Annotated in this window: 15 protein-coding genes, 1 tRNA gene and 1 pseudogene; 11 read left to right on the plus strand and 6 right to left on the minus strand. The window is 69.1% G+C overall.

Going from position 1 to position 21,841, the window contains the following annotated elements; all coding sequences use genetic code 11:
• Positions 1–198: 198 nt before the first annotated feature.
• From NF557_RS01825 to NF557_RS01835, 3 genes and pseudogenes are all read right to left on the minus strand, one after another.
• A pseudogene (locus NF557_RS01825) lies at positions 199–1,074 on the minus strand (IS5 family transposase).
• Between the two features lie 3 nt (positions 1,075–1,077).
• Positions 1,078–3,540 (minus strand): cell wall-binding repeat-containing protein, encoded by a 2,463-nt coding sequence (locus tag NF557_RS01830; RefSeq protein ID WP_252621401.1) that lies wholly within the window; start codon positions 3,538–3,540, stop codon positions 1,078–1,080.
• A 197-nt stretch (positions 3,541–3,737) separates the two neighbouring features.
• The gene (locus NF557_RS01835) at positions 3,738–4,451 is read right to left on the minus strand and encodes a hypothetical protein (RefSeq protein ID WP_252621402.1); all 714 of its coding nucleotides are present in this window, start codon (positions 4,449–4,451) and stop codon (positions 3,738–3,740) included.
• Positions 4,452–4,556: 105 nt separating this feature from the next.
• Between NF557_RS01835 and NF557_RS01840 the strand changes: the two genes are divergently transcribed.
• From NF557_RS01840 to NF557_RS01850, 3 genes are read left to right on the plus strand one after another with little or no spacing between them, the layout of a single operon-like run.
• The gene (locus NF557_RS01840) at positions 4,557–5,156 is read left to right on the plus strand and encodes a TetR/AcrR family transcriptional regulator (protein ID WP_252621403.1); all 600 of its coding nucleotides are present in this window, start codon (positions 4,557–4,559) and stop codon (positions 5,154–5,156) included.
• On the plus strand, positions 5,156–6,886 hold the full coding sequence (locus tag NF557_RS01845; RefSeq protein ID WP_252621404.1) for an ABC transporter ATP-binding protein: 1,731 nt from the start codon (positions 5,156–5,158) through the stop codon (positions 6,884–6,886). Before NF557_RS01840 ends, NF557_RS01845 begins: the two co-directional genes overlap by 1 nt.
• Positions 6,886–8,892 (plus strand): ABC transporter ATP-binding protein, encoded by a 2,007-nt coding sequence (locus NF557_RS01850; RefSeq protein ID WP_252621405.1) that lies wholly within the window; start codon positions 6,886–6,888, stop codon positions 8,890–8,892. The genes NF557_RS01845 and NF557_RS01850 overlap by 1 nt, the downstream gene beginning before the upstream one ends.
• Before the next feature lie 226 nt (positions 8,893–9,118).
• On the opposite strand, the gene NF557_RS01855 is transcribed toward NF557_RS01850, so the two are convergent.
• A complete protein-coding gene (locus tag NF557_RS01855) occupies positions 9,119–9,529 on the minus strand; it encodes a DoxX family protein (RefSeq protein ID WP_252621406.1) in 411 nt (136 codons plus the stop codon).
• A gap of 123 nt (positions 9,530–9,652) precedes the next feature.
• Here NF557_RS01855 and NF557_RS01860 point away from each other — a divergent pair, with 123 nt between their 5' ends.
• From NF557_RS01860 to topA, 3 genes are all read left to right on the plus strand, one after another.
• Positions 9,653–10,156 (plus strand): hotdog fold domain-containing protein, encoded by a 504-nt coding sequence (locus NF557_RS01860; protein ID WP_252621407.1) that lies wholly within the window; start codon positions 9,653–9,655, stop codon positions 10,154–10,156.
• On the plus strand, positions 10,153–11,073 hold the full coding sequence (locus NF557_RS01865) for an aminoglycoside phosphotransferase family protein (protein WP_252621408.1): 921 nt from the start codon (positions 10,153–10,155) through the stop codon (positions 11,071–11,073). The genes NF557_RS01860 and NF557_RS01865 overlap by 4 nt, the downstream gene beginning before the upstream one ends.
• 159 nt (positions 11,074–11,232) lie before the next feature.
• Positions 11,233–14,019: a type I DNA topoisomerase gene (gene topA / locus NF557_RS01870; RefSeq protein WP_252621409.1), complete on the plus strand. Its 2,787-nt coding sequence runs from the start codon at positions 11,233–11,235 to the stop codon at positions 14,017–14,019.
• Positions 14,020–14,195: 176 nt separating this feature from the next.
• On the opposite strand, the gene NF557_RS01875 is transcribed toward topA, so the two are convergent.
• Complete coding sequence (locus NF557_RS01875) at positions 14,196–15,449, minus strand: trans-sulfuration enzyme family protein (protein WP_252621410.1); 1,254 nt, start codon at positions 15,447–15,449, stop codon at positions 14,196–14,198.
• A 147-nt stretch (positions 15,450–15,596) separates the two neighbouring features.
• On the opposite strand from NF557_RS01875, the gene NF557_RS01880 reads away from it, so the two are divergent.
• The 5 genes from NF557_RS01880 to NF557_RS01900 all read left to right on the plus strand — a co-directional run bounded on the left by NF557_RS01880 (position 15,597) and on the right by NF557_RS01900 (position 19,861).
• Complete coding sequence (locus NF557_RS01880) at positions 15,597–16,094, plus strand: Lrp/AsnC family transcriptional regulator (RefSeq protein WP_252621411.1); 498 nt, start codon at positions 15,597–15,599, stop codon at positions 16,092–16,094.
• A gap of 65 nt (positions 16,095–16,159) precedes the next feature.
• Positions 16,160–16,825, plus strand: coding sequence for a dTMP kinase (gene tmk, locus NF557_RS01885; RefSeq protein ID WP_252621412.1), 666 nt, complete (start codon positions 16,160–16,162; stop codon positions 16,823–16,825).
• Positions 16,822–17,985 (plus strand): DNA polymerase III subunit delta', encoded by a 1,164-nt coding sequence (locus tag NF557_RS01890; protein ID WP_252621413.1) that lies wholly within the window; start codon positions 16,822–16,824, stop codon positions 17,983–17,985. Before tmk ends, NF557_RS01890 begins: the two co-directional genes overlap by 4 nt.
• Positions 17,982–19,652, plus strand: a complete 1,671-nt coding sequence (locus NF557_RS01895) for an alpha/beta hydrolase (RefSeq protein ID WP_252621414.1) — start codon at positions 17,982–17,984, stop codon at positions 19,650–19,652. Before NF557_RS01890 ends, NF557_RS01895 begins: the two co-directional genes overlap by 4 nt.
• A gap of 132 nt (positions 19,653–19,784) precedes the next feature.
• Positions 19,785–19,861 (plus strand) — tRNA-Thr (locus NF557_RS01900).
• 74 nt (positions 19,862–19,935) lie between these two features.
• Here NF557_RS01900 and NF557_RS01905 read toward each other — a convergent pair.
• Positions 19,936–21,537, minus strand: a complete 1,602-nt coding sequence (locus NF557_RS01905) for a DUF3352 domain-containing protein (protein ID WP_252621415.1) — start codon at positions 21,535–21,537, stop codon at positions 19,936–19,938.
• Between the last annotated feature and the right edge of the window lie 304 nt (positions 21,538–21,841).

Consider the following 21,841-nt stretch of genomic DNA (forward strand, 5'->3'; position numbering starts at 1 on the left):
CTAAGGGACCGACGCACCAGCCGAAGAACCCGAAGATGGAGAGGCCGAGGCCGACAGGGATGGCGAGCACAGCTACCAGCGCTATACCAACAGTGAACTGCGAGTCACCTACACGCGGCTGAACGGTGCTGGGCCCTGTCATGCCTGACCACCTCCACGGTCTCCGGATGCTCGCGGCCCCAGTTACCTCAATGCCATCTACCGTAGCGCGCGGAGCCAGATCGTGATGGCACGGAGGACGACTCCACCCCGGTAGGTCAGGGCGAGCTTGTCGTAGCGGGTGCCAGGGCGCGCCACTGCTTGAAGATGTTGAAGGAGCGCTCGACGACGTTGCGCCGCTTGTAGGCCTCGGTGTCGTAGCTGACCGGTCGCCCGCCCTTGGACCCGCGGCGTTGACGGTTGGCGATCTGATCTGAGCGTTCGGGGATCACAGCCTGGATGCCGCGCTGGCGCAGGAACTGGCGGTTGGCCGCGAGGAGTAAGCCTTATCGCCCAGCGCCCGCACCGGCGTGATCCGCGGCCGACCAGGGCAGACGCGGGGCACGCTCAGCGACTTCATGACGTGCTCGAACATCGGGGAGTCCCCGCCCTGGCCCCAAGAGCATCACCAGCGGACGCATGTTCCCGTCGCACAGGTGATGGATCCTCGTCGAGAGCCCGCCGCGGGAGCGTCCGACAGCGTGATCAGGCGGCTCCTCGCGCAAATTCGTGTAGTTCGACAGATCCCCCTGTATCCCGGGGCAGGTTCGTAGCGTGCTGGTGAGCCCGGTTGACCGTGGAGTCGACCGAGACCTCCCAGTCGATCAACCCGGCCGCGTCGGCCTCGGCGAGCAGCAGCGTCAAGATGGCGTCCCACGTGCCGTCGCCGCTGAAACGGCGGTGGGGGTTCGATACCGTCTGCCACGGCCCGAAGCGCTCGGGCAAGTCACGCCAGGCGATCCCGGCCTGGTAGCGGTAGGGCCGACCTCTCCGCCCGTCCGAGCGCGGCACCAACGGCTCGATCAACTCCCACTGGTCGTCGCTTAGCAATGTAGTTCGTGACGCACCCGCAGCGTCCCAACCTTTGGGAGACACGCCCTAGCCGATGTAGCTCCTGAGGGCCGTGCGGACCGCCTCCGAGATCGTCTCGTCGCCGCCTAGGACGATGATCTGCGCCGGGTTCAGTCGCTCGAGCTCGGCGATGGTTGCCGTCGGCAGCGACGCCTGCCGGGTCAGCAGGATCGGACTGTCCAGCGCGGCGATGAGCGGCGCACCGGCCAGCGCGTCGGCATACTCCGCACCGGAAGCGATGAACACCGCCGCCACCCCTGGGGCATGGGCGCCCGCGATGGCTGCGGCGGTGCCGTAGCGGTCCGGTCCGGCGACCCGGGTGACCGTGCCGTCCGTGAAGTCACCGAGTGCGGTCAGCACTGTGTCGGAGACCGCGCCCGGTCCGCCGAGGACCACGATGTTGGCCGGGTTCAGGTGGGTCAGCGCTGCGGCGGTGCTTGCGGGCAGGTCCCCTGGACGGGTCAACAGCACCGGGGCGTCGAGAGCTCCGGCGCGGGAGGCACCCGCTATGGCGTCCGGGAAGTCGGTGCCCGCAGCGACAAAGGCGACCTGGACCCCGGTCGGGTAGGTCATCGCGGCGGCGGCAGCGGTGGCGTAGCGGTCGGGTCCGGCCAGCCGCGTGACCTCGTCGGCTGTGTCCGCCTGGGCGTAGCCCCTCAGTTCCTCGATCAGTGGTTCCGTCACCGCCGCCGGACCACCCAGCACCACGATCCGTTGCGGTGCCAGCCGGGTCAGCTCGGCCTTCGTCGCATCGGGCAAGCTGTCCGGTCGGGTGAGCAGCACCGGGCTGTCGTGAAGCCCGCCCAGGGCACCGGCCGGCATCGCGTCGGGGTAGGTCAGCCCGCTGGTCAGGTAGACCACGTCGACACCGGGCGCCCATGCGGCAGAGATCGCTGCAGCCGTGCCAAACCGGTCGATGCCGAAGATCCGCTCCGCCTCCTCGGCGGCGCCCTGATCGTTATCGGTGATGGTCAGTGTCGCGCTGGCTGGCGTGCCGAGGGTCGCACCGACCGGGTTGGTGAGGCTGAGGAGGACGGTCTCGTCGGGTTCGTCGTCGGTGTCGTCGGTGATCGGCACGGTGAACGACGCGCTTGTGTCACCGGCCGCGAAGGTAAGGGTGCCTGTGGCCGCGGTGTAGTCGCTGCCCGCAGTGGCCGTGCCATCGGTGGTGGCGTAGTCCACCGTCACGGCAGCTGACCCGGTGGCACTCAGGGTCGCGGTGATGGTGGCCGTGGGGCCGGCCTCGCTGACGGCGTAGGTCGCGCTGCTGAACGCGACGGCCGGAGGCGGAGGAGCCGCGGTCCAGGTGAAGGTGACGTCGTCGAGTGCCGCGCAGGGTCCGTCCGTGCTGGGGCGCACGCAGGCTCTGATCGTGTCGGTCCCCACGGTAGCCCCGGTGTAGGTGAGCGTGGCCGTCCCGTCAACGTCGGTCGTGTCAGTGGCAGTGCTGGCATTGGCGCCGGTGACGGTGAACTCCACGGGGGTCCCCACTGCGGTGGGAGCGCCTGCGGCGTCGGTCACGGTGGCCGTCACCGTGTGCTCGGCGCCGACCTGCGAGGTGCCGCTGTCGGGCGACAGGTCCAGGGCGTGGGTGACGGCCCGGGCACCCGCGGAGCAGTCCGCGGCTGGGTTTGCGACCTGAGCCAGCCGCAGGTTGTCCAGGAAGACGACCGAATCGTCGGCGACGGTGTCAAAGATGGAAAAATGGACGGTGTGCTCGCCCGCCGTGATCGGTGTCTGGACCACCAGCAAGTCCGTGGCAACACCGAAATTGGCGCTCGTGACCGACCCTCCATCGAATGCTGTTCCTGCCCCGTTCGCTGCGCTCCAGCCGAGCTCGATCCATCTTCCGGGCATGATCGGATTGCCGGCGTTGGGCAGCCCGTCGGGCGCGTCCGCGAAGTTGTTCGGGGCAGTGACCAGCGGCAGGAAGGGCGGCGTATCCATCAGAGACGTGGTCCAGGTCGAGGTGTCCAGCTCGGCGATGAACGCATCCTGGCTCCCGTACGTGATCCAGTGGTCCTCGGTGAGGAACCTGGCGTCGAATGCCAGGCAGTTGCTCCCGGTGGGGACGTCGAGGTCGACCTCGAGGATGGTCACGTCGAACTCGACTCCACGGACAGGTGGACCACCGAGGTCCGTGCCCGCATAAGTGCCCGGCAAGGGGATGTCGGCGACGTCGCCGTTGGACAGGATGGCGAACGTGCTGCCGTCGGTGGGGAAGCCGGTCAGCGCGGTGTCGCCGACGCCCGCCGTGACAGGGTCGGCCTGAGTCTGGAAGCGGGCACCGGTCACGGTGACCGAGGGGCTGGCCATCGCCGCCGCCAGCTCAGCGGCAGTGCCGGTGCTGACGGCCACCGGGGCGTAGCCGGTGGTCGGGGCATGGTCGATGGCCATCGCGCTGGAGGAGGCGATCGCCAGGCCGAGCAACGGTGCGACGCTGCCGACGGCCAGTCCGGCTCGCAGCCGGGACCTGTGGTGGGTGTTCACAACTGTTCTCCTTCGATCGAGACCGCGTCGGCCTATGGCGAAGGGCGCTCGTGTCGCGGAGTCCGAACCAGTCGGGGGGGCTGAGCCTTCGAGAAGGGGTCATTCAGAGCAGTCACGGGTGCCCAGTGCAGGCATCTCTATCGCCACTGTGTCGCAGTTGTGTCGCACATCACAGCTGCCGGAGACAGGGGGTCGGCTCAGTGCGACTGGTAACCCTCGCGAGCCAGCTGGAAGCCGCGTCCCGTCGTGAGGTCGGTGCAGTCCACCCCGGCCCGGTCGCTCAGGCAGGAGATGTCGCCCAGCCGCAGGGTGGTGCCATAGGGCAACACGGCCACGGTCTGGTCGCCGAACTCGTCGGTCGCGCCAAGACCAGGTCCGGCCCAGGCCCCTCCGGCCGTCACGTCAGCCGCCGACCGGATGTCGTAGGGCAGGCACACCCAGGTCGGGTCGGTCCCCTCCCCGACCGACATCGCGTCCGCTGTCTCCGGGGTGCACCCCTCAAAAGTCTCCGGGTTGATATCACCCTGCTTCGCGGCATACTGCTTGCCGTCGATCTGGCACACCACGCTGTCCGGTCGGATCACGCACGCCACGTTGCCCGATGGCATCAGGAACGAGGCCTGGCTGCCTTCCACCAGGACGCTCCCGTCCGCCTGCAGCTGCGCGGTGATCTCCTGCGGCCCGGCCGGCGCGGTATCGCCGGACTGGTCGGCGGCGCTCGACCCCGCAGTTCCTGACTCAGCCGTGTCCGGCTCGGCGGTCGCCAGCTCGTCGGGGGAGTCGTCCTGCGTGCTCGACTCACCGTCCGAGACACCTGGGGAGTCGGCGGTCTCGGGTGCGCTCGAGCAGGCGACGAGGACGCCGAGCAGCGTGAGACCGAGGACGGGGCGGAGTCGCTGAGTGGGCAGCATGAGGTCTCCTGGCGGGGACAGGGCAACCTCACGAGGCTAACCGGTGCGGCTTGCAGCCGAGAAACCATTTGTGAGTGAGTGCTCACTCCACCTAAGATCCTCGGCATGTCTCCTCGCGCGCCGGCGCTGCCCCCCGACCAGCGCCGCGCGGTCATTGTGACGGCGGCTCTCGGCATCCTTCGGGTCAAGGGTCCGTCGGCCACCACGCGGGAGATCGCCGACGCCGCCGGAATTGCGGAGGGCACGTTGTTCCGCGCCTTCGCCACCAAGGAGGACCTGATTGGTGCGGCGCTGGAGCAGGCGTTCGAGCCGACGCCGTTGATCGAGGCACTGGCGGCGATCGAGCCCGACCAGCTGCTGCGCGAGCGGCTGGTCGCCGCCGTGACGATCATCCAGACGCGCTATCTCGAGGTGTTCGAGCTGCTGCACGCCATGGGTCTGGTGCACCCGCCCGACCACGACAGGCGCAGCCACGACACACACAAGCACGACCGGGGCTCTGGGTGGCAGCAGCAGGTCATCGACCAGCTGGTGGCGCTCGTCGCCCCGGACGCGGAGCAGCTGCGCGTGCCCCCGGCCCAGCTCATCGAGGTCGTCCGGTTGCTCACCTTCGCCGGCAGCCACCCCATCCTGACCCGGGGGAGCGTGCTCGCCCCGGACATCATCGTCGACGTGCTGCTGGACGGCACCCGGAAGGCCCGCTGATGCTGATCAGACTCCTGCGCGCTCATCTCGCGCCCTACCGATGGCCCATCGTGGTGCTGCTGGTGCTGCAGCTGGTCAGCACGATCGCCTCGCTCTTCCTGCCCAGCCTCAACGGCCGGATCATCGACGAGGGCGTGGCGATCGGCCAGACCCGTCCGATCCTGGAGCTGGGCGCGATCATGCTCGGCGTCTCGCTGCTGCAGGTCGCCGTCACCATCGTGGCGACCTATCTCGCCTCCCGCACGGCCGCCTCCGTGGGCCGGGACGTGCGCGGCTCGATCTTTGACCGGGTCGCCTCATTCAGCGCGCAGGAGGTCGGCCACTTCGGTGCGCCCACCCTGATCTCGCGGTCCACCAACGACGTCACCCAGGTGCAGACCGTCCTGTTCATGGGCCTGACCCTGATGGTGGGCGTGCCGATCATGATGATCGGCGGCATCGTGATGGCGCTGCGCGAGGACGTCGGTCTCTCCTGGTTGATCGCGGTCGCCGTGCCGCTGCTCGCTCTCGTCGTCGGCCTGATCATCCGCCAGATGGTCCCGCAGTTCACCCTGATGCAGAAGTCGATCGACTGGGTCAACAGGGTCCTGCGCGAGCAGATTACCGGCATCCGCGTCGTCCGCGCCTTCGTGCGCGAGGACCACGAGCGGGCCCGCTTCGCCGAGGCCAACACGCAATACACCGGCACCGCGCTCGCAGTGGGCAAGCTGATGGCCTTCGTCTTCCCCATCGTGATGCTCATCTTCAACGCCTCGACGATCGCGGTGCTCTGGTTCGGCGCCTATCGCGTCGACGCCGGTCAGATGCAGATCGGCTCCCTCACCGCCTTCATGGCCTACCTGATGTTCGTGCTCATGTCGGTGATGATGGCGACCTTCATGTCGACGATGATCCCGCGAGCCGCGGTCTCCGCCGGTCGCATCGTCGAGGTGCTCGACACCACCAGCACCGTGGTCGAGACGGATGAGCCGGTCGCCATCCCCGAGGGGCCTGTCGCCGTCGAGTTCCGCGACGTGCAGTTCCACTACCCCGGTGCCGAGGTCCCGGTCCTGCGCGGGGTGACCTTCACCGCACGGCCCGGCGAGACCACCGCGATCATCGGCTCGACCGGTGCCGGCAAGTCCACCCTGCTCTCCCTCATCCCGCGACTGTATGACGTGACCGGCGGGGCGGTCCTGATCGGCGGGGTCGACGTGCGGGACTCCCGACTCGACGGCGTCTGGCGACGGATCGGACTGGTGCCGCAGAAGCCCTATCTGTTCACCGGGTCGGTGGCCGACAACCTGCGCTACGGCGACGGCGAGGCGACCGAGGAGCAGCTGTGGGAGGCGCTGCGGATCGCGCAGGGCCACGACTTCGTGCGGGCCATGCCCGAGGGCCTGGACTCGGCGGTCGCCCAGGGCGGCGGCAATGTCTCTGGTGGGCAGCGACAGCGCCTGGCGATCGCCCGGGCGCTCGTGCGCAGGCCTGACATCTATCTGTTTGACGACTCGTTCTCGGCCCTCGACCTGACGACCGACCGCAGGTTGCGCGCGGCGCTCGAGCCAGAGACCGCCCAGGCCACCGTCATCGTGGTGGCCCAGCGGATCTCCACGATCCTGGGTGCCGACCAGATCGTGGTCCTCGAGGACGGCGTGGTGGTCGGCGTGGGGACGCACGACGAGCTCCTGCTGGACTGCACGACATACCAGGAGATCGTCAGCTCCCAGGCCGTGGCGGAGGTAGCGTGATGACCGAGGGGATCAAGTCGGACGAGGAGAAGGCCGCCGAGGCCCGCCGCGGACCGCGGGGGAGCCACCACGGACCCGGGGGCGGCATCGGCGTTCCCACCGAGAAGGCCGCAAACTTCGGCACCAGCGCCAAGCGGCTCATCGGGCTGCTGCGGCCAGACCGGGTCGCCGTCACCGCGGTGGTCGTGCTGACGTCGATCGCGGTGGTGCTCAACGCGATCGGCCCCTACATCCTGGCCCGGGCGACGGACCTGATCTTTGCCGGCTTCTTCGGCAGGCAGCTGCCTGCGGGAGTCACCCAGGAGCAGGCGGTCGGGGGGCTGCGTGCCCAGGGGGAGGACACGCTGGCCGACATGGTCGCCGCGATGGACTACCTGGTGCCGGGACAGGGCGTCGACTTCGCGGCGCTCGCCCAGGTCCTGCTGCTCGTGCTCGGCATCTATCTGGTCGCCTCCGCGTTCTCCTGGATCCAGGCCCGCCTGCTGGTGGTCGTCGTCAACCGCACCATCTTCAACCTGCGCCGCGACGTCGAGGACAAGCTCAACCGGTTGCCGCTGCCCTACTTTGACAAGCAGCCGCGCGGGGAGCTGCTCAGTCGCGTCACCAACGACATCGACAACGTCTCGCAGAGTCTGCAGCAGACGCTGAGCCAGCTGTTGAACTCGCTGCTCACCGTCGTCGCGATGGTGGTGATGATGTTTGTGCTGTCGCCAACGCTGGCGCTGGTCGCGCTCATCACCATCCCCGTGTCGGTGGTCGTCACCGCAGTCATCGGCAGCCGTGCGCAAAAGCAGTTCAAGCGCCAGTGGAAGCACACCGGTGAGGTCAACTCGATCGTGGAGGAGACCTTCACCGGGCACGAGCTGATCAAGGTGTTTGGTCGCCAGGACGCGAGTCGGCGCACCTTCGACAAGTCCAACAACGACCTGTTCGAGGCCGGCTTCGGCGCCCAGTTCGTCTCCGGCATCATCATGCCGACGATGATGTTTGTCGGGAACCTGAACTATGTCGTCATCGCCGTCCTCGGCGGCCTGCGCGTCGCCTCCGGCACGATGAGCCTCGGGGAGGTGCAGGCGTTCATCCAGTACTCCCGCCAGTTCACCCAACCGCTGACCCAGGTCGCCTCGATGGCCAACCTGATGCAGTCCGGTGTCGCCTCGGCCGAGCGTGTCTTCGAGGTGCTCGATGCTCCCGAGCAGCAGCGGGAGTCAGCCCGCCCGGTCGCTCTTGACAACCCGCACGGTCAGGTCGCGTTTGAGGACGTCTCGTTCTCCTACGATCCCCAGCGGCCGTTGATCCACGACCTCGATCTCAGCGTCGAGCCCGGGCAGACGGTGGCGATCGTGGGGCCGACCGGCGCCGGCAAGACGACGCTGGTCAACCTGCTGATGCGCTTCTATGAGCTGGACGGTGGACGGATCACCCTCGACGGGCTGGACATCACCGACCTGACCCGTCGGGGCCTGCGCTCGCGGATCGGCATGGTGCTCCAGGACACCTGGCTGTTCCAGGGCACCATCCGGGAGAACATCGCCTACGGCCGCCCGGACGCGACTGAGGCCGAGATCGTGCAGGCCGCCGAAGCGACCTACGTCGACCGCTTCGTGCGCACCCTGCCCGACGGCTATGACACCGTCCTGGACGCCGAGGGCGGCAACGTCAGCGCGGGTGAGAAGCAGCTGATCACCATCGCCCGGGCCTTCCTGTCCGATCCGGCGCTGCTGATCCTGGACGAGGCGACGTCGTCGGTGGACACCAGGACCGAGCTCTTGCTGCAGCACGCGATGGCCGCGCTGCGCAGCGACCGCACCAGCTTCGTCATCGCCCACCGGCTCTCGACGATCCGGGACGCGGACCTGATCCTGGTGATGGAGGACGGCGGGATCGTGGAGCAGGGCACCCACGCGGAGCTGCTGGCCGCCGGCGGTGCCTATGCGCGGCTCTATCAGTCGCAGTTCGCCGGGTCGGTCGTGGATGTCGACGAGGAGCTGACGACCACAACCTGACGCGACACACGGCAGTGGCCCCGACCGTGCTGGTCGGGGCCACTGCTGTCGCGGACGCCGTCCCGTCTTACAGCCTGCTCCGTATCTTCGAGCCGGTTGTAGCACGCTGCCAGATACACGAGCGGCTGTAAGACGTCGGTGGGTCCGCTGTCGTGCGGCGGGGTGAGTCGACGAAACCGCTATCAAAAGGCGGGGGTGGCCGACGAAACCCCTATGAAATTGGGGGTCAGACGGTGAAGAGCGGCTCGGTGATCGTCAGGCCCAGGTCGGGCACGAGGACGAAGAGCGCGAACAGGGCGAGCGCGCCGCCGACCAGCGAGAGGGTCTTGTTGAACTGGACCTGCTCGTTGGCCTTGGCCTCACCCTCCTCGTTCCAGTAGCGGTGCATCAAGAAGGGGATCGGCGCGATGGCGACCAGGAGCAGCAGCGAGCCCAGGTCGCCCCAGACGCCCAGGAGCACCGAGAGGGCGCCGACGACCATCAGCACACCGGACACGATGGTGCTGAGCTTGGGTGCGGGCACGTTCTTGAACTGGGCATAGCCGGCCATGGCCTCGGTGGCCTTGAGGTGGCCGATGCCTGAGGCGAGGAAGATGACAACGAAAAGGACGCGGGCAATGAGGACGACTACGTCCATGGGGAACCTCCGTGATTAGTTGAACGATTAACTAACTGTTCAAGGCAAGAGGCCGGCTGGTTTCTTCCCCGGCGGTTGGTGATGCTCGCCACACAGCCGGCGAGGGCTGGGTAGCCTAGTGCGATGAGCCAGGTCCTCCGCCTCTGGGAGAAGCTCGACGGTATGCCGATGGGCAGCAGGGCGTTCTCCCTCCTGTTCGGTCTCAAGGCGCCCTACTTTGCGACCGTGCGTCCCCACTTCACGGTGCTGGCGCCCCACCGGGTCGAGCTGACGATCCGCAAGCGCTGGGGCGTGCAGAACCACATCGGGACCATGCACGTGATTGCCATCTGCAACGGGCTCGAGGCCGCGATGGGCGCGCTCGCGGAGGCGACGGTCCCGGCGGACAAGCGGTGGATCCCCAAGGGGATGGAGGTGGCCTATCCGGCGAAGGCGGACTCTGACGTCACCTGCATCGCCGAGACCGACCCCGAGCAGTGGACCGGTGACGATCCGGAGGTCCCTGTCCGGGTGCGTGCTGAGCGGGCCGACGGCACCGTCGTCGTGGAGGGTGTCATCCACCTGTGGGTCACGCCGCGTCCGGAGCGGGCCGGCCCGGCGACGGTCGCAGCCTCCTCCACGTCGTGAGCCCCCGCCCGCGCCCCGAGGTCACGATCGATCTCGACCTGGTCCGGCGCCTGCTCGCCGACCAGCATCCCGACCTGGCGCGGCGACCCCTCAGTCCGCTCGGGGAGGGCTGGGACAACGCCCTGTTCCGGCTCGGTCAGCACTTCCTGGTGCGGCTCCCGCGACGGGAGCTGGCGGCCCGCCTCGTGGCCCACGAACACCGGTGGCTCCCCGAGATCTCCCGTCTGGTCGACCTGCCGCTCCCGGTGCCGGTGCGCCACGGCCGGCCCACGGCATACTTCCCCTGGTCCTGGTCGATCGTGCGGTGGGTCGAGGGTCGGCCCGCGGCCGGCAGCGCTGTCGCCGGGCGGGGCCGCTGGGCGGGCACGCTCGCACGCTTCGCCGCCCAGCTGCACCAGCCCGCGCCACCCGGCGCTCCGCACAATCCGGTGCGCGCAGTCCCGCTCGCCGAGCGGGACGAGGTCACGCGGGAACGGTTGGCGGCCTGTGGCGACCCTCGGGCCGACCAGCTGACGGCGCTGTGGGGCCGGCTGCTGAACACCCCGGTCCACCAGGGGCCCCCTAGCTGGGTGCACGGGGACCTGCACCCGTTGAACCAGGTCGTGCACCGGGGCAACCTCGCGGCGGTGATCGACTTCGGTGACCTGAGCGCCGGTGACCCCGCCTGCGACCTCGCCACCGCCTGGCAGACCTTTGACTGGGAAGGGCGGGCTGCTTTCGTGGTGCGCTATGCCGAGCTCGCCGGACGCGACGAGGCGCTGTGGCAACGGGCCCGGGCGTGGGCGGTGTGTCACGCCGCGGTCTCGCTGGCGCTGTCGGCCGATGACCCCGTCTTCGCCGAGATCGCCGAGCACACTGTCACCCAGCTCCTCGATGCCCCCGACGCTCGCCTGCCGCACGCTTCCCAGGCTCGCTGAGCTGCCGGAGCAGGCGGCCGTGGATCGCCGGACCAGTCGTGGCCCGGTCGGGGCACTGCTTCCGGTGGTGGACGCGAAATGGGCTACCGTGACGCCCGAGTCCCCGTGTCGAGGTCGCGACGAATCCGCGGCACACGGGAACCGTGAGAAGGAGATCCCGTGGCAGGTGGACGCAAACTGGTGATCGTCGAGTCGCCAGGCAAGGTCAAGAGCATTGGTGAGTATCTCGGGCCGGACTACACGGTCGACGCGAGCATCGGGCACATCCGTGACCTGCCCAACCCCAGCGAGCTGCCCCCGGAGATGAAGAAGGGGCCGTTCGGCAAGTTCGCGATCAACGTCGAGGACGACTTCGAGCCCTACTACGTCGTCGACGCGGACAAGAAGAAGAAGGTCGCTCAGCTCAAGCGCGAGCTGAAGGAGGCCGACGAGCTCTACCTGGCCACGGACGAGGACCGCGAGGGTGAGGCCATCGCCTGGCACCTGCTGCAGGCGCTGCAGCCCAAGGTCCCGGTCAAGCGGATGGTCTTCCACGAGATCACGCGAGAGGCGATCCAGCGGGCCGTCCACAACACCCGTGACATCGACATCGACCTCGTCGACGCCCAGGAGACCCGCCGGGTCCTGGACCGTCTCTATGGCTATGAGGTCAGCCCCGTGCTGTGGCGCAAGGTCCGGCAGGGGCTGTCGGCCGGCCGCGTCCAGTCGGTCGCGACCCGCATGGTGGTCGAGCGCGAACGTGAGCGGATGGCCTTCCGGTCCGCGTCATACTGGGATGTCGAGGGGCAGTTCGCCCCGCTCAACACCGGTCAGTCGTTCCTGGCCCGGCTCACCGGCGTCGACGGCAACAAGGTGGCCACAGGGCGCGACTTTGATGACCGCGGCCAGCTCAAGAGCTCCGGCCTGGCGCACCTGGACGCCGCCCTCGCCACCAGCATTGCCGAGGGCACCCGCGAGGCAGACGTCGTCGTCACCGAGGTCTCGGAGAAGCCCTACACGCGGCGGCCGTCCGCGCCGTTCACCACCTCGACGCTGCAGCAGGAGTCGAGCCGCAAGCTGCGGATGAACGCGCAGTCGACCATGCGGACGGCCCAGCGGCTCTATGAGAACGGCTACATCACCTACATGCGCACCGACTCGACCACGCTGTCGGAGTCGGCGGTCAGCGCAGCCCGGGCGCAGGCTCGTGACCTCTATGGCTCGGACTTCGTCTCGGATGCACCGCGGCGCTATGGCAAAAAGAGCAAGAACGCCCAGGAGGCGCACGAGGCGATCCGTCCTGCCGGCGACTCGTTCCGCACGCCGGCGCAGGTGGCCGGCGAGCTGCGCGGGCAGGAGTTCGCGCTCTATGAGCTGATCTGGAAGCGCACCGTCGCCTCGCAGATGGCCGACGCCAAGGGTTCCACGGCGTCGGTGAAGCTGGTGGCGACCCTGCCCACCGGGCACGGCGCCGAAACGGCCCAGTTCAGCGCGTCCGGCACCGTCATCACCTTCCGCGGCTTCCTGGCGGCCTATGAGGAGGGGCGTGACGAGGACCGCTTCGGCGCCCCGTCGGAGGAGCAGGAGCGTCGGCTGCCCAAGCTCAGCGAGGGTGTCGGTCTGGACGTCATCAGCGCCGAGGCACAGGGTCACCAGACCTCGCCGCCCGCGCGCTACACCGAGGCGACGCTGGTCAAGGCGCTGGAGGAGAAGGGCATCGGGCGCCCGTCCACCTATGCGGCGACGGTGGGGACCATCCAGGACCGCGGCTATGTCCGCACCCGTGGCTCGGCGCTCATCCCGACCTGGCTTGCGTTCGCGGTCACCCGGTTGCTCGAGGAGCACTTCTCGCGGCTGGTGGACTATGACTTCACGGCCGCGATGGAGGAGGACCTGGACCGCATCGCGCGCGGTGACGAGCAGCGGGTGGACTGGCTCAAGCGGTTCTATTTTGGGGACGAGGCCTCGAGTGCCGAGGGTCTGCGTGACCTGGTCACCGACCTCGGCGAGATCGACGCGCGCGCGGTGTCGACGATCGAGATCGGTGACGGCATCGTGGTGCGGGTCGGCCGCTACGGGCCCTATGTCGAGGACACCGCGAGCACCGACGACCCGCCGCGACGGGCCACGATCTCCGATGAGATCGCCCCGGATGAGATGACGCCCGAGAAGGGGCGCGAGCTGCTCGAGGCCTCGGCCGACGACGGCCGCGTGCTGGGGCAGGACCCGGTCACCGGGCACGACATCGTCGCCAAGGCCGGGCGCTACGGGCCCTATGTCACCGAGGTCCTGCCCGAGGACCCCGAGCCCGGTGCTGCCACCGCTGGTGCAGACGGCCCGGACGGCGGGTCGCCGGCCCCGGCCAAGCCTGCCAAGAAGGCGGCCAAGAAGACGGCCAAGAAGGCGAAGGTCAAGCCGCGCACGGCGAGCCTGTTCAAGGACATGGAGCTGGCCAGCATCGACCTGGAGACGGCGCTCAAGCTGCTCAGCCTGCCCCGCGTGGTGGGCGCCGACGCAGAGGGCGAGGAGATCACCGCGCAGAACGGTCGCTACGGTCCCTATCTGAAGAAGGGCACGGACTCGCGCTCCCTGACCACCGAGGCCCAGCTGTTTGAGATCACGCTGGAGGAGGCCCTGGCGATCTATGCCCAGCCCAAGCAGCGGGGCCGAGCCGCAGCAGCTCCTCCGTTGAAGGAGCTGGGCGAGGACCCGGTCAGCGGCAAGCCGGTCGTGGTCAAGGAGGGGCGCTTCGGCCCCTATGTCACTGACGGCGAGACCAACGCCACCCTGCGCAAGGATGACGACCCGGCGACGGTGACCCCGGAGCGAGGCTTCGAGCTGCTCGCCGACAAGCGGGCCAAGGGCCCCACGACGCGCAAGCGCACGGCCAAGAAGGCGACCACCAGGAAGAGCACTGCCAAGAAGAGCACTGCCAAGAAGGCGACGGCCAAGAAGTCCTCAAGCTGAGCAGTTCGGTGGAGCCCGACAAGGTGACCCCAACCCGAGAAGGTGACCTCCAACCCGACAAGGTGACCCCCAACCCGACGAACTAAGTCGGGCTAGGGATCACCTTCTCGGGTCGAGCATCGCGCGCTGGCCGCGCTGGGTCGAGCATCGCGAGCCGCGTTGACTAAGCGGTGTGCTCAGCTGTGGTCGACCAGCTCGCGGAGGTGCCGACTGGAGGCGCCGTGGCTGTCCTGGCCCGCCTGGCTGCCCTGACCCGCCGGACCGTCCTGCGCCGTCGCGGCAGCGAACGCCTGGCGCAGGTCGGCGACGATGTCGGCCGGGTCCTCGAGCCCGACCGAGAGCCGCAGCACAGAGGCGGCGGGGCGGGCCTCCGGCGCGACCGGACGGTGGGTCAACGAGGCGGGGTGCTGGATCAGGCTGTCCACCCCACCCAGGGAGACCGCGTGGGTGATCAGCCGGCACGACTGGGCGACCGCCGCCGCCACGGCATACGACTCCACCGCGAAGGCCAGGACCGAGCCCGCACCACTCATCTGGGTGCCCACCAGACCTTGCGGGTCGCACCCCTCGATGCTGGGGTGGAAGACCTGGGAGACCGCGTCCTGCTTGGTGAGCCAGTGCGCCACCACCTGGGCGTTGTCCTGCTGGGCTCGCACCCGCACGGGTAGCGTCTGCAGCCCGCGGTGCACCTGATAGGCCGCCATCGGGTGGAGCAGCCCACCGGTCAGTGCGCGAATCGACCGGATGCGCCCTGCCCACTCGGCGTTGGTGGCGACCAGGCCGGCCATGATGTCGCCGTGGCCACCGAGGAACTTGGTGGCCGAGTGGAGCACGATCGTGACGCCGAGCTCAAGGGGCCGTTGCAGCACCGGGGTGGCAAAGGTGTTGTCCACCACCACGGGCACGTCGCCGGCCTGGCGCACCAGCGCGGTGAGGTCGACCAGGTCAAGGGTGGGGTTGGCCGGGGTCTCCACCACGACCAGGCCCGTGTCGGGCTCGATCGCCGCCGCGACACCATCGGCCTCGACCCAGGTCACCCGCGTGCCGAGCAGGCCCGTCGCCAGGATGTGGTCCGTGCCGCCATAGAGCGGCCGCACGGCGACGACGTGCGGCTTTCCGGCTGCGACGGCGGCGAGCAGGGTCGCGGACAGGGCGGCCATGCCGGAGCCGAAGGCCACCGCCTGCTCGGCGCCCTCGAGCCGGGCCAGAGCCTCCTCGAGGCGCCCGACCGTGGGGTTCCAGAGACGTTGGTAGACCAGTGAGTCGCCCGCCGCAGGGGTGCCTCCGGTCGCTAGGTTCTCGTATGACGCGCCGCCGGTCTCGACGTTGCCGACCGGATAGGTCGTGGACAGGTCGATCGGGGGCACGTGCGCGCCCAGTGCGGTCAGGTCCTCGCGTGCGGCGTGCACGGCGTCGGTGTCGAATGACATGGCTGCTCCTTGATCAAGCGGTGGGCCCCGTTGCCCGTGCTTCTATGATGGATGATCTGCGGTGAGAATGGCAACATGCCTCAACTCCTGCGATGAGGTCGGTGAATGACTACTGATTCTGCGACATACGCACGGTAGGATGGCGGCATGGCGAAGATGGTTCACCCCGAGTCCAACGTCCCGCTTGACCGCACCGACCGGCGCCTGGTGGAGCTGCTCCAGAAGGACGGTCGGATGCCCAACGCGACGCTCGCCCGCGAGGTGGGTGTGGCCGAGTCCACCTGCCTGGTGCGGGTGCGCTCCCTGCGTGAGCGTGGTGTGATCCGCGGCATCCACGCCGACATCGACCCCGCCATGGTGGGCCGTCCGGTGCAGGCCATGATCGCCGTCCGGTTCGGTGGTCACCGGCGCAGCCACTTCGAGCAGTTCCGTGAGGAGGTGCCCCGTCTCCCCGGTGTCCTGAGCGCCTACCACGTCAGCGGCGCGACCGACTATTTTGTGCACGTCGCCTGTGAGTCGGCGGACGCCCTGCGCGACTTCGTCCTCGACCACCTGACCAACCGGCCCGGCGTCCTGCACGCCGAGACGGCGCTGATCTTCGACATGCTCAAGGGCGAGGGCAACCTCACCGAGCCGCTGGACTGAGTCGCCTCGCACGGTGCCTGTGGGTGGCGGCGGATCCTGTCAGCCCGGTCACCTAGGCTCTGCGTGTGCCGATCACCCCGCCCCCGTCGACGCCGCAGCACGCTGGCCTCTTCGTCTCCTTCGAGGGAGGCGACGGCGCCGGCAAGTCCACCCAGCTGCGGCTGCTCGGCGCTGCGCTCGAGGAGCTGGGGCGTGAGGTGGTGCTCACCCGCGAGCCGGGCGGCACCGACCTGGGGGCGGCGATCCGCCAAGTGCTGTTGCACGGTGACCACGTCGCCCCGCGGGCAGAGGCGCTGCTCTTTGCGGCCGACCGCGCGCACCACGTCGCCACAGTGATCCAGCCGGCGCTCGACCGCGGCGCCGACGTGCTCACCGACCGCTACCTCGACTCCTCGATCGCCTATCAGGGGGTGGCCAGGGCGTTGCACCATGACGACGTGCGCGACCTGTCGCTGTGGGCGACGCAGGGGCTGCTCCCGGATCTGACCGTGCTGCTCGACGTGACGGCCGCGCAGGGGCGCGCCCGCCGTGGGGGAGTGCACGACAGGCTGGAGCGCGAGGACGACACCTTCCACGAGGCGGTGCGCCAGGGCTTCCTCCGGCTGGCCGCGCAGGACACCGACCGCTATCTCGTCCTCGATGCGGCGGCCGACCCGGCCCAGCTGCACGAGGCCGTGTGCCGTGAGCTGGGGGCCCGTCGCCCCGACCTTGCCAGGCTGGCCCTGCGATGAGTGTCTTCGACGACCTCGTCGGCCAGGAGCCCCTCGTGGAGCAGCTGCAGCACTCTGCCGCCAACCCCGCTGCGATGACCCACGCCTGGCTCTTCACCGGACCGCCAGGGTCTGGACGGTCCAAGGCCGCTCGGGCCTTCGCCGCCGCGCTGCAGTGCGAGGGCGGCGGGGTCCCGGGGTGCGGTGAGTGCCAGGCCTGTCGGACCGTGCTGGCGGGCAGCCACGCCGACCTGATCGTCGAGGCGACCTCCGAGACGTTCATCCGGGTCGGACGCGCCCGGGACCTCGCGCTGGCTGCTGGGTCCCGGCCGACGGTGGGCCGGTGGCGAGTGCTGATCATCGAGGACGCCGACCGCCTCAACGACCAGGCTGCCGACGCGTTGCTCAAGAGCCTGGAGGAGCCGCCCCCACGCACCGTCTGGATGCTGTGCGCCCCCTCGCTGGAAGACATTCTGGTGACGATCCGGTCCCGCTGCCGCCACATGCGCCTGCGCACCCCGCCGGTGGACGCTGTCGCCGAGCTCCTGGTGCGCCGGGACGGGATCGACGCCGCGATGGCGCACTATGCTGCGCGCGCTGCCCAGTCGCACATCGGCATCGCCCGACGGCTGGCTCTCGACGAAGGTGCCCGGACCAGGCGCCACCGGGTCACCTCGATCCCGCTGAGCCTGACCAGCCTGGGCGCCGCGCTCAGCGCCGCGGACGAGCTGAGCACTGCTGCCACAGAGGGCGCCACGGGCAGCGCCGCCGACGAGGCGGACGAGGCTCGCGCGGTGCTGCTCAGGCAGCTCGGGGCCGACCCGTCCGCGCGCACCCAGCCCCCCGCCATACGCACGCACCTGAAGGAGTTTGACGAGCGTCAGAAGCGGTTGAGCCGGCGCCGTCAGCACGACACGATCGACGCGGCACTGACCGACCTGAGCTCGGTCTATCGCGACGCGCTGGTGCTCGGGACCGGCGCCGGGATCGAGGCGATCAACTCCACCGAGGTCCCGGTGCTGCGCGAGCTCGCCAGGGCCTTCAGCCCCGACCAGCTGTTGCAGGCGCTCGACACCATCGGGCTCGCCCGACAGCGGCTCATCGCCAACGGTTCGCCGTTGCTGGTGCTAGAGGCGATGATGGTCGGGTTGATCCTGCCCACGGCGAGGCAGGGCGCGTGATCAGACGGGTGGGGCGCATCATCAAGGAAGAGGACCAGACCGTGCAGGTGACGATGAGTGCGCGCAGGACAGGACCGGATCGCAGGGTTGGTTGGTGGAGCAGGCTCACCGTCGGAGGGGCTCTGATCGGTCTGCTCGCCGCCGGGTGCACCGGAGCTCCGACCAGCGCGCCGCCAGAGGGTGGGACGCCCGAGGGCGGATCTTCGTCCGAGGCTCCAGGCGGGGGCGGGAACGGTGCTCCCACCGAGGGCGGGTCTGCCGGCCCTGCCGGCGAGGTCCCCGCGGGGCTCGAGACCTTCTATGAGCAAGAGCTGGCCTGGCAGGAGTGTGAGGGTGGCGAGTGCGCGACGCTGAGCGTCCCGATCGACTACGAGGAGCCGGACGGCGCGACGATCGAGCTCGCCCTGCTGCGCGTGGCTGCAGCAGGAGACCGCCAGGGTTCGCTCGTGGTCAACCCCGGTGGCCCCGGCGTGTCCGGTGTGGACTACGCGCAGCAGGCCGGACTCGTCGTTTCCGGTGAGGTGCAAGAGCAGTTCGACATCGTCGGCTTCGACCCTCGCGGCGTGGCGCGCTCGGCACCGATCGAGTGCTTCGACGACGCCCAGATGGATGACTACATCGGGTCCGACCCCAGCCCGGACGACGCTGCCGAGGAGGCCGCCAGCGAAGAGCTGGTGAAGGAGTTCGTCGCGGCGTGCGAGGCCAATGCGGGGGAGCTGCTCTGGCACGTGTCGACCGTTGAGGTCGCCCGCGACATGGACGTGCTGCGTGCGGCCCTCGACGAGGACCAGCTCGACTACCTGGGCGCTTCCTACGGCACCTTCATAGGAGCGACCTACGCCCAGCTGTTCCCGGCCAACGTCGGGCGCTTCGTCCTGGACGGCGCCGTCGACCCGACCATGTCGAGGCTGGACAGGGGGCTCGGTCAGGCGGCGGGGTTCGAGCAGGCGACCCGAGAGTATGTCCAGAGCTGCGTCGATAGCGGTGACTGTCCCTTGGGCGACGACGTCGACTCGGGCATGGCGGGCCTGCGGGCGTTCCTGGCTGACCTCGATGCCAACCCGATCCCGCTCGAGGGAGACGCAGCCGGTGAGCTGACCGAGGGATGGGGGGTGTACGGCGTCATCGTGGCGATGTATGACGAGGGCGCCTGGCCGATCTTGACCACCGCCCTGCGCAGCGCACAGGAGGGAGACGCCACCATGCTGATGTTCCTGGCCAACATCTATGTCGGCCGCACGGCGGACGGCATCTACGAGAGCAACAAGATGCAGGCCATCACCGCGGTGAACTGTCTCGACCGCGCCGCCGAGCCCGACCCCGATGAGGACGAGGTGCTGCGTCAGTTCGAGGAGGTTGCGCCGACGTTCGGCAAGTACCTCGCCGGCGAGGGCGCCTGTGCCTACTGGCCCGAGACCGCCCAGACGGTGTTGGACGACTACAGCGCCGAGGGTGCCGCCCCGATCGTGGTGATCGGGACGACGCGCGACCCGGCGACGCCCTATGCGTGGGCCGAGGCGCTGGCCGACACGCTGTCCTCAGGGGTCCTGCTCACCTACGACGGTGACGGTCACACGGCCTACGGGCGGTCGAACGACTGCATCGACGATGCCGTCGACGCCTACCTGCTCGAGGGGACGGTGCCGCAGGACGGGCTGTCCTGCTGATCCGTCGCCAGGTGCCCGGGCCAGGGGCGACGCTGACTCGCTCCGCGCGTGCCAGGTGCCGGGCACCGACGCTGATTCGCTCCGCCCGTCCTCGATCGGTTATCCTCCCTGGGCACCCTGTGAGCGGTGCGCGCCGCCTTAGCTCAGTCGGCTAGAGCGATTCACTCGTAATGAATAGGTCGCCGGTTCGATTCCGGCAGGCGGCTCCAGACTCAAAGGGCCCACCCCGAGCAACTCGGGGTGGGCCCTTTGGCGTCGCGCCTGGTTCAGGCTGCGGTGCTGCTCACTCGTCGGCCACGAAGCGCAGCGTGAAAGTGCCGTTGCCGTCGTCACCCAGCGTGGCGCTGAAGCCGACCGCGGCGAGCTGCTCGAGCGACTCGCGTGCCTGTGCGTCGGCGACCTCGGCGAGGTAGAGGTCCTCGATGGCGTTGATGTTGAGATAGAACACCGAGTCGGCGTCCTCAGCATTGGGCACTGCGTCCTGGAACGTTGTGTGGTTGCCCAGCGCGCCACCCTCAGCGACCGCGTCGACATACGGACGGCTGACACCGACCGTGAAGACCCCGTCGTCGGAGCGCCGCAGCGCGATCCGCTCGGCCTCCGGCTCACCCGTGAGCTCGAAGGCGCGCATGAGCAGGTCCTCGGCCTTCGCGGTGTCGGTCTCGGTGCGGTAGGCGATCGCCCAGTTGTCGAAGTCCTCCAGGTCGTCCTGCAGATCCAGGATGCCTGGCCCGACGGACAGCACGAGGCTGGAGCCGAGCAGGGTCTGGATGTCGTCCGGCAGGGTGAAGCCGGCCTCGGCGGCCTGCGCCTCGGCGTCGGCCATCTCGGTCGGCAGCTGCTCCTTGAACGCGGCATAGGCCCTGGCCAGGAGCTGGTCGCCGTGCTCCTGGCTGATCGCTGCGACGGTGTCCTCCGGCAGGTCGAGGACCAGGTGCCCGCTGTCGCCACCCTCGATGCCAGCGGCGTCGATCCCGCGGGTCACGCCGTGCACCTCGATGTTGCCCTCAGCGAAACGGAGCGCGGCGGCATAGCGGCCGGTGGCAGCGTCCTGGGCGAGGTCCGACTGACCGGTCAGGCTGCCGAGCAGGCCGTAGGCCGACGGCGACAGGCTCGCGGCATCGTCCATCGACTGCTGCGCCAGGGGGCTGTCGGCTAGTGCGGCCAGTGGTTCGACATCGACCCAGCCGGACAGCACGCCCTGGTCGCCGAGCGCGTCCATGTCGCTGCGGAACGTTTCCTTGTCCGCGAGCGTCCCGGCCTCCACGAGGTCCTGCATCCCACCGACGGCGGCCGTCGTGGTCAGCACGGCGTAGTCACCGTGGAAGTACCAGTCGAGACCATCCTCACCCTCACTGGCGTTGGTCGCCTCCTGCAACTTGGTCAGCCCCGCGTCAGCGCCCTCCTCGTCCTTGACCTGCAGGGCGATGCCGAAGTAGGGCTCCTCGCCGCCGTTGGGCACGATGCCCAGAGCCATCCGGTCACCGAGCCAGGGCTCGATGTCCTCCCGGTAGTCGATCGCGGCGAACGCCTCGTCCTCCTCGGCCATCCAGTCGAAGGCCTTCTCCCGGATGTCACCGTCCCGGAGGGTCTCAAGGACATCCTCGTCCAGTCCCTGGAAGAAGCGGACGGCCGCGATCTTCTCTCCGACACTGGGGTTGATGTCCAGGCTGACGTAGGCGGCCGTCTCGGCGGGCAGCGCACTCGAGGGCTGGTCGCCGCCCCCACCGAGCATGCGGGTTGCCGCCCAGGCACCTCCGCCGATCACCAGCGCGGCTAGGACGGCTAGCGCGATGAGCAGGAAGGACCTGCTCCGGGGAGGTGTCGGTTCGGCATACGCATGGCTCTGTGGCCGGTCAAAGGTTCCGGCGGGTGGTGCGGTCATAACTCCCCCTGGGGTCGTGTAGGTGGATCGGAACGGCCGCGGAGTCCGGTCCGCGGCGGTTCTGGGACGTGCCCTATGCGCCCCACGATACCGCCTGCCGGACTTCGTGATCAGATCGTTATCTGGTGATCGAAAGAACCCTGCGGCGCTCTCGTGACGTAGTGACCTGCTGAAAAACAAGCATGTGATTTCGCACAGTCGGCACAACGGGGCTCGAGTGACCACTGATAGGGCTGTGACCTGCGCAAATGTGTGGGGCTGGAGTTTCTATTGTGGCGCCTAGGGCTTAGCGTCAGGGCGGTTG

Source organism: Ornithinimicrobium cryptoxanthini (assembly GCF_023923205.1).
Classification (GTDB): domain Bacteria; phylum Actinomycetota; class Actinomycetes; order Actinomycetales; family Dermatophilaceae; genus Ornithinicoccus; species Ornithinicoccus cryptoxanthini.

What these genes read in the sequence shown, in the direction of transcription:
- NF557_RS01905 (WP_252621415.1), bottom strand. Translation starts at nt 21,537, where the DNA reads ATGACCGCACCACCCGCCGGAACCTTTGACCGGCCACAGAGCCATGCG.
- NF557_RS01855 (WP_252621406.1), bottom strand. Translation starts at nt 9,529, where the DNA reads ATGGACGTAGTCGTCCTCATTGCCCGCGTCCTTTTCGTTGTCATCTTC.
- NF557_RS01835 (WP_252621402.1), bottom strand. Translation starts at nt 4,451, where the DNA reads ATGCTGCCCACTCAGCGACTCCGCCCCGTCCTCGGTCTCACGCTGCTC.
- NF557_RS01890 (WP_252621413.1), top strand. Translation starts at nt 16,822, where the DNA reads ATGAGTGTCTTCGACGACCTCGTCGGCCAGGAGCCCCTCGTGGAGCAG.
- NF557_RS01850 (WP_252621405.1), top strand. Translation starts at nt 6,886, where the DNA reads ATGACCGAGGGGATCAAGTCGGACGAGGAGAAGGCCGCCGAGGCCCGC.
- NF557_RS01845 (WP_252621404.1), top strand. Translation starts at nt 5,156, where the DNA reads ATGCTGATCAGACTCCTGCGCGCTCATCTCGCGCCCTACCGATGGCCC.
- NF557_RS01875 (WP_252621410.1), bottom strand. Translation starts at nt 15,449, where the DNA reads ATGTCATTCGACACCGACGCCGTGCACGCCGCACGCGAGGACCTGACC.
- NF557_RS01840 (WP_252621403.1), top strand. Translation starts at nt 4,557, where the DNA reads ATGTCTCCTCGCGCGCCGGCGCTGCCCCCCGACCAGCGCCGCGCGGTC.
- NF557_RS01880 (WP_252621411.1), top strand. Translation starts at nt 15,597, where the DNA reads ATGGCGAAGATGGTTCACCCCGAGTCCAACGTCCCGCTTGACCGCACC.
- NF557_RS01860 (WP_252621407.1), top strand. Translation starts at nt 9,653, where the DNA reads ATGAGCCAGGTCCTCCGCCTCTGGGAGAAGCTCGACGGTATGCCGATG.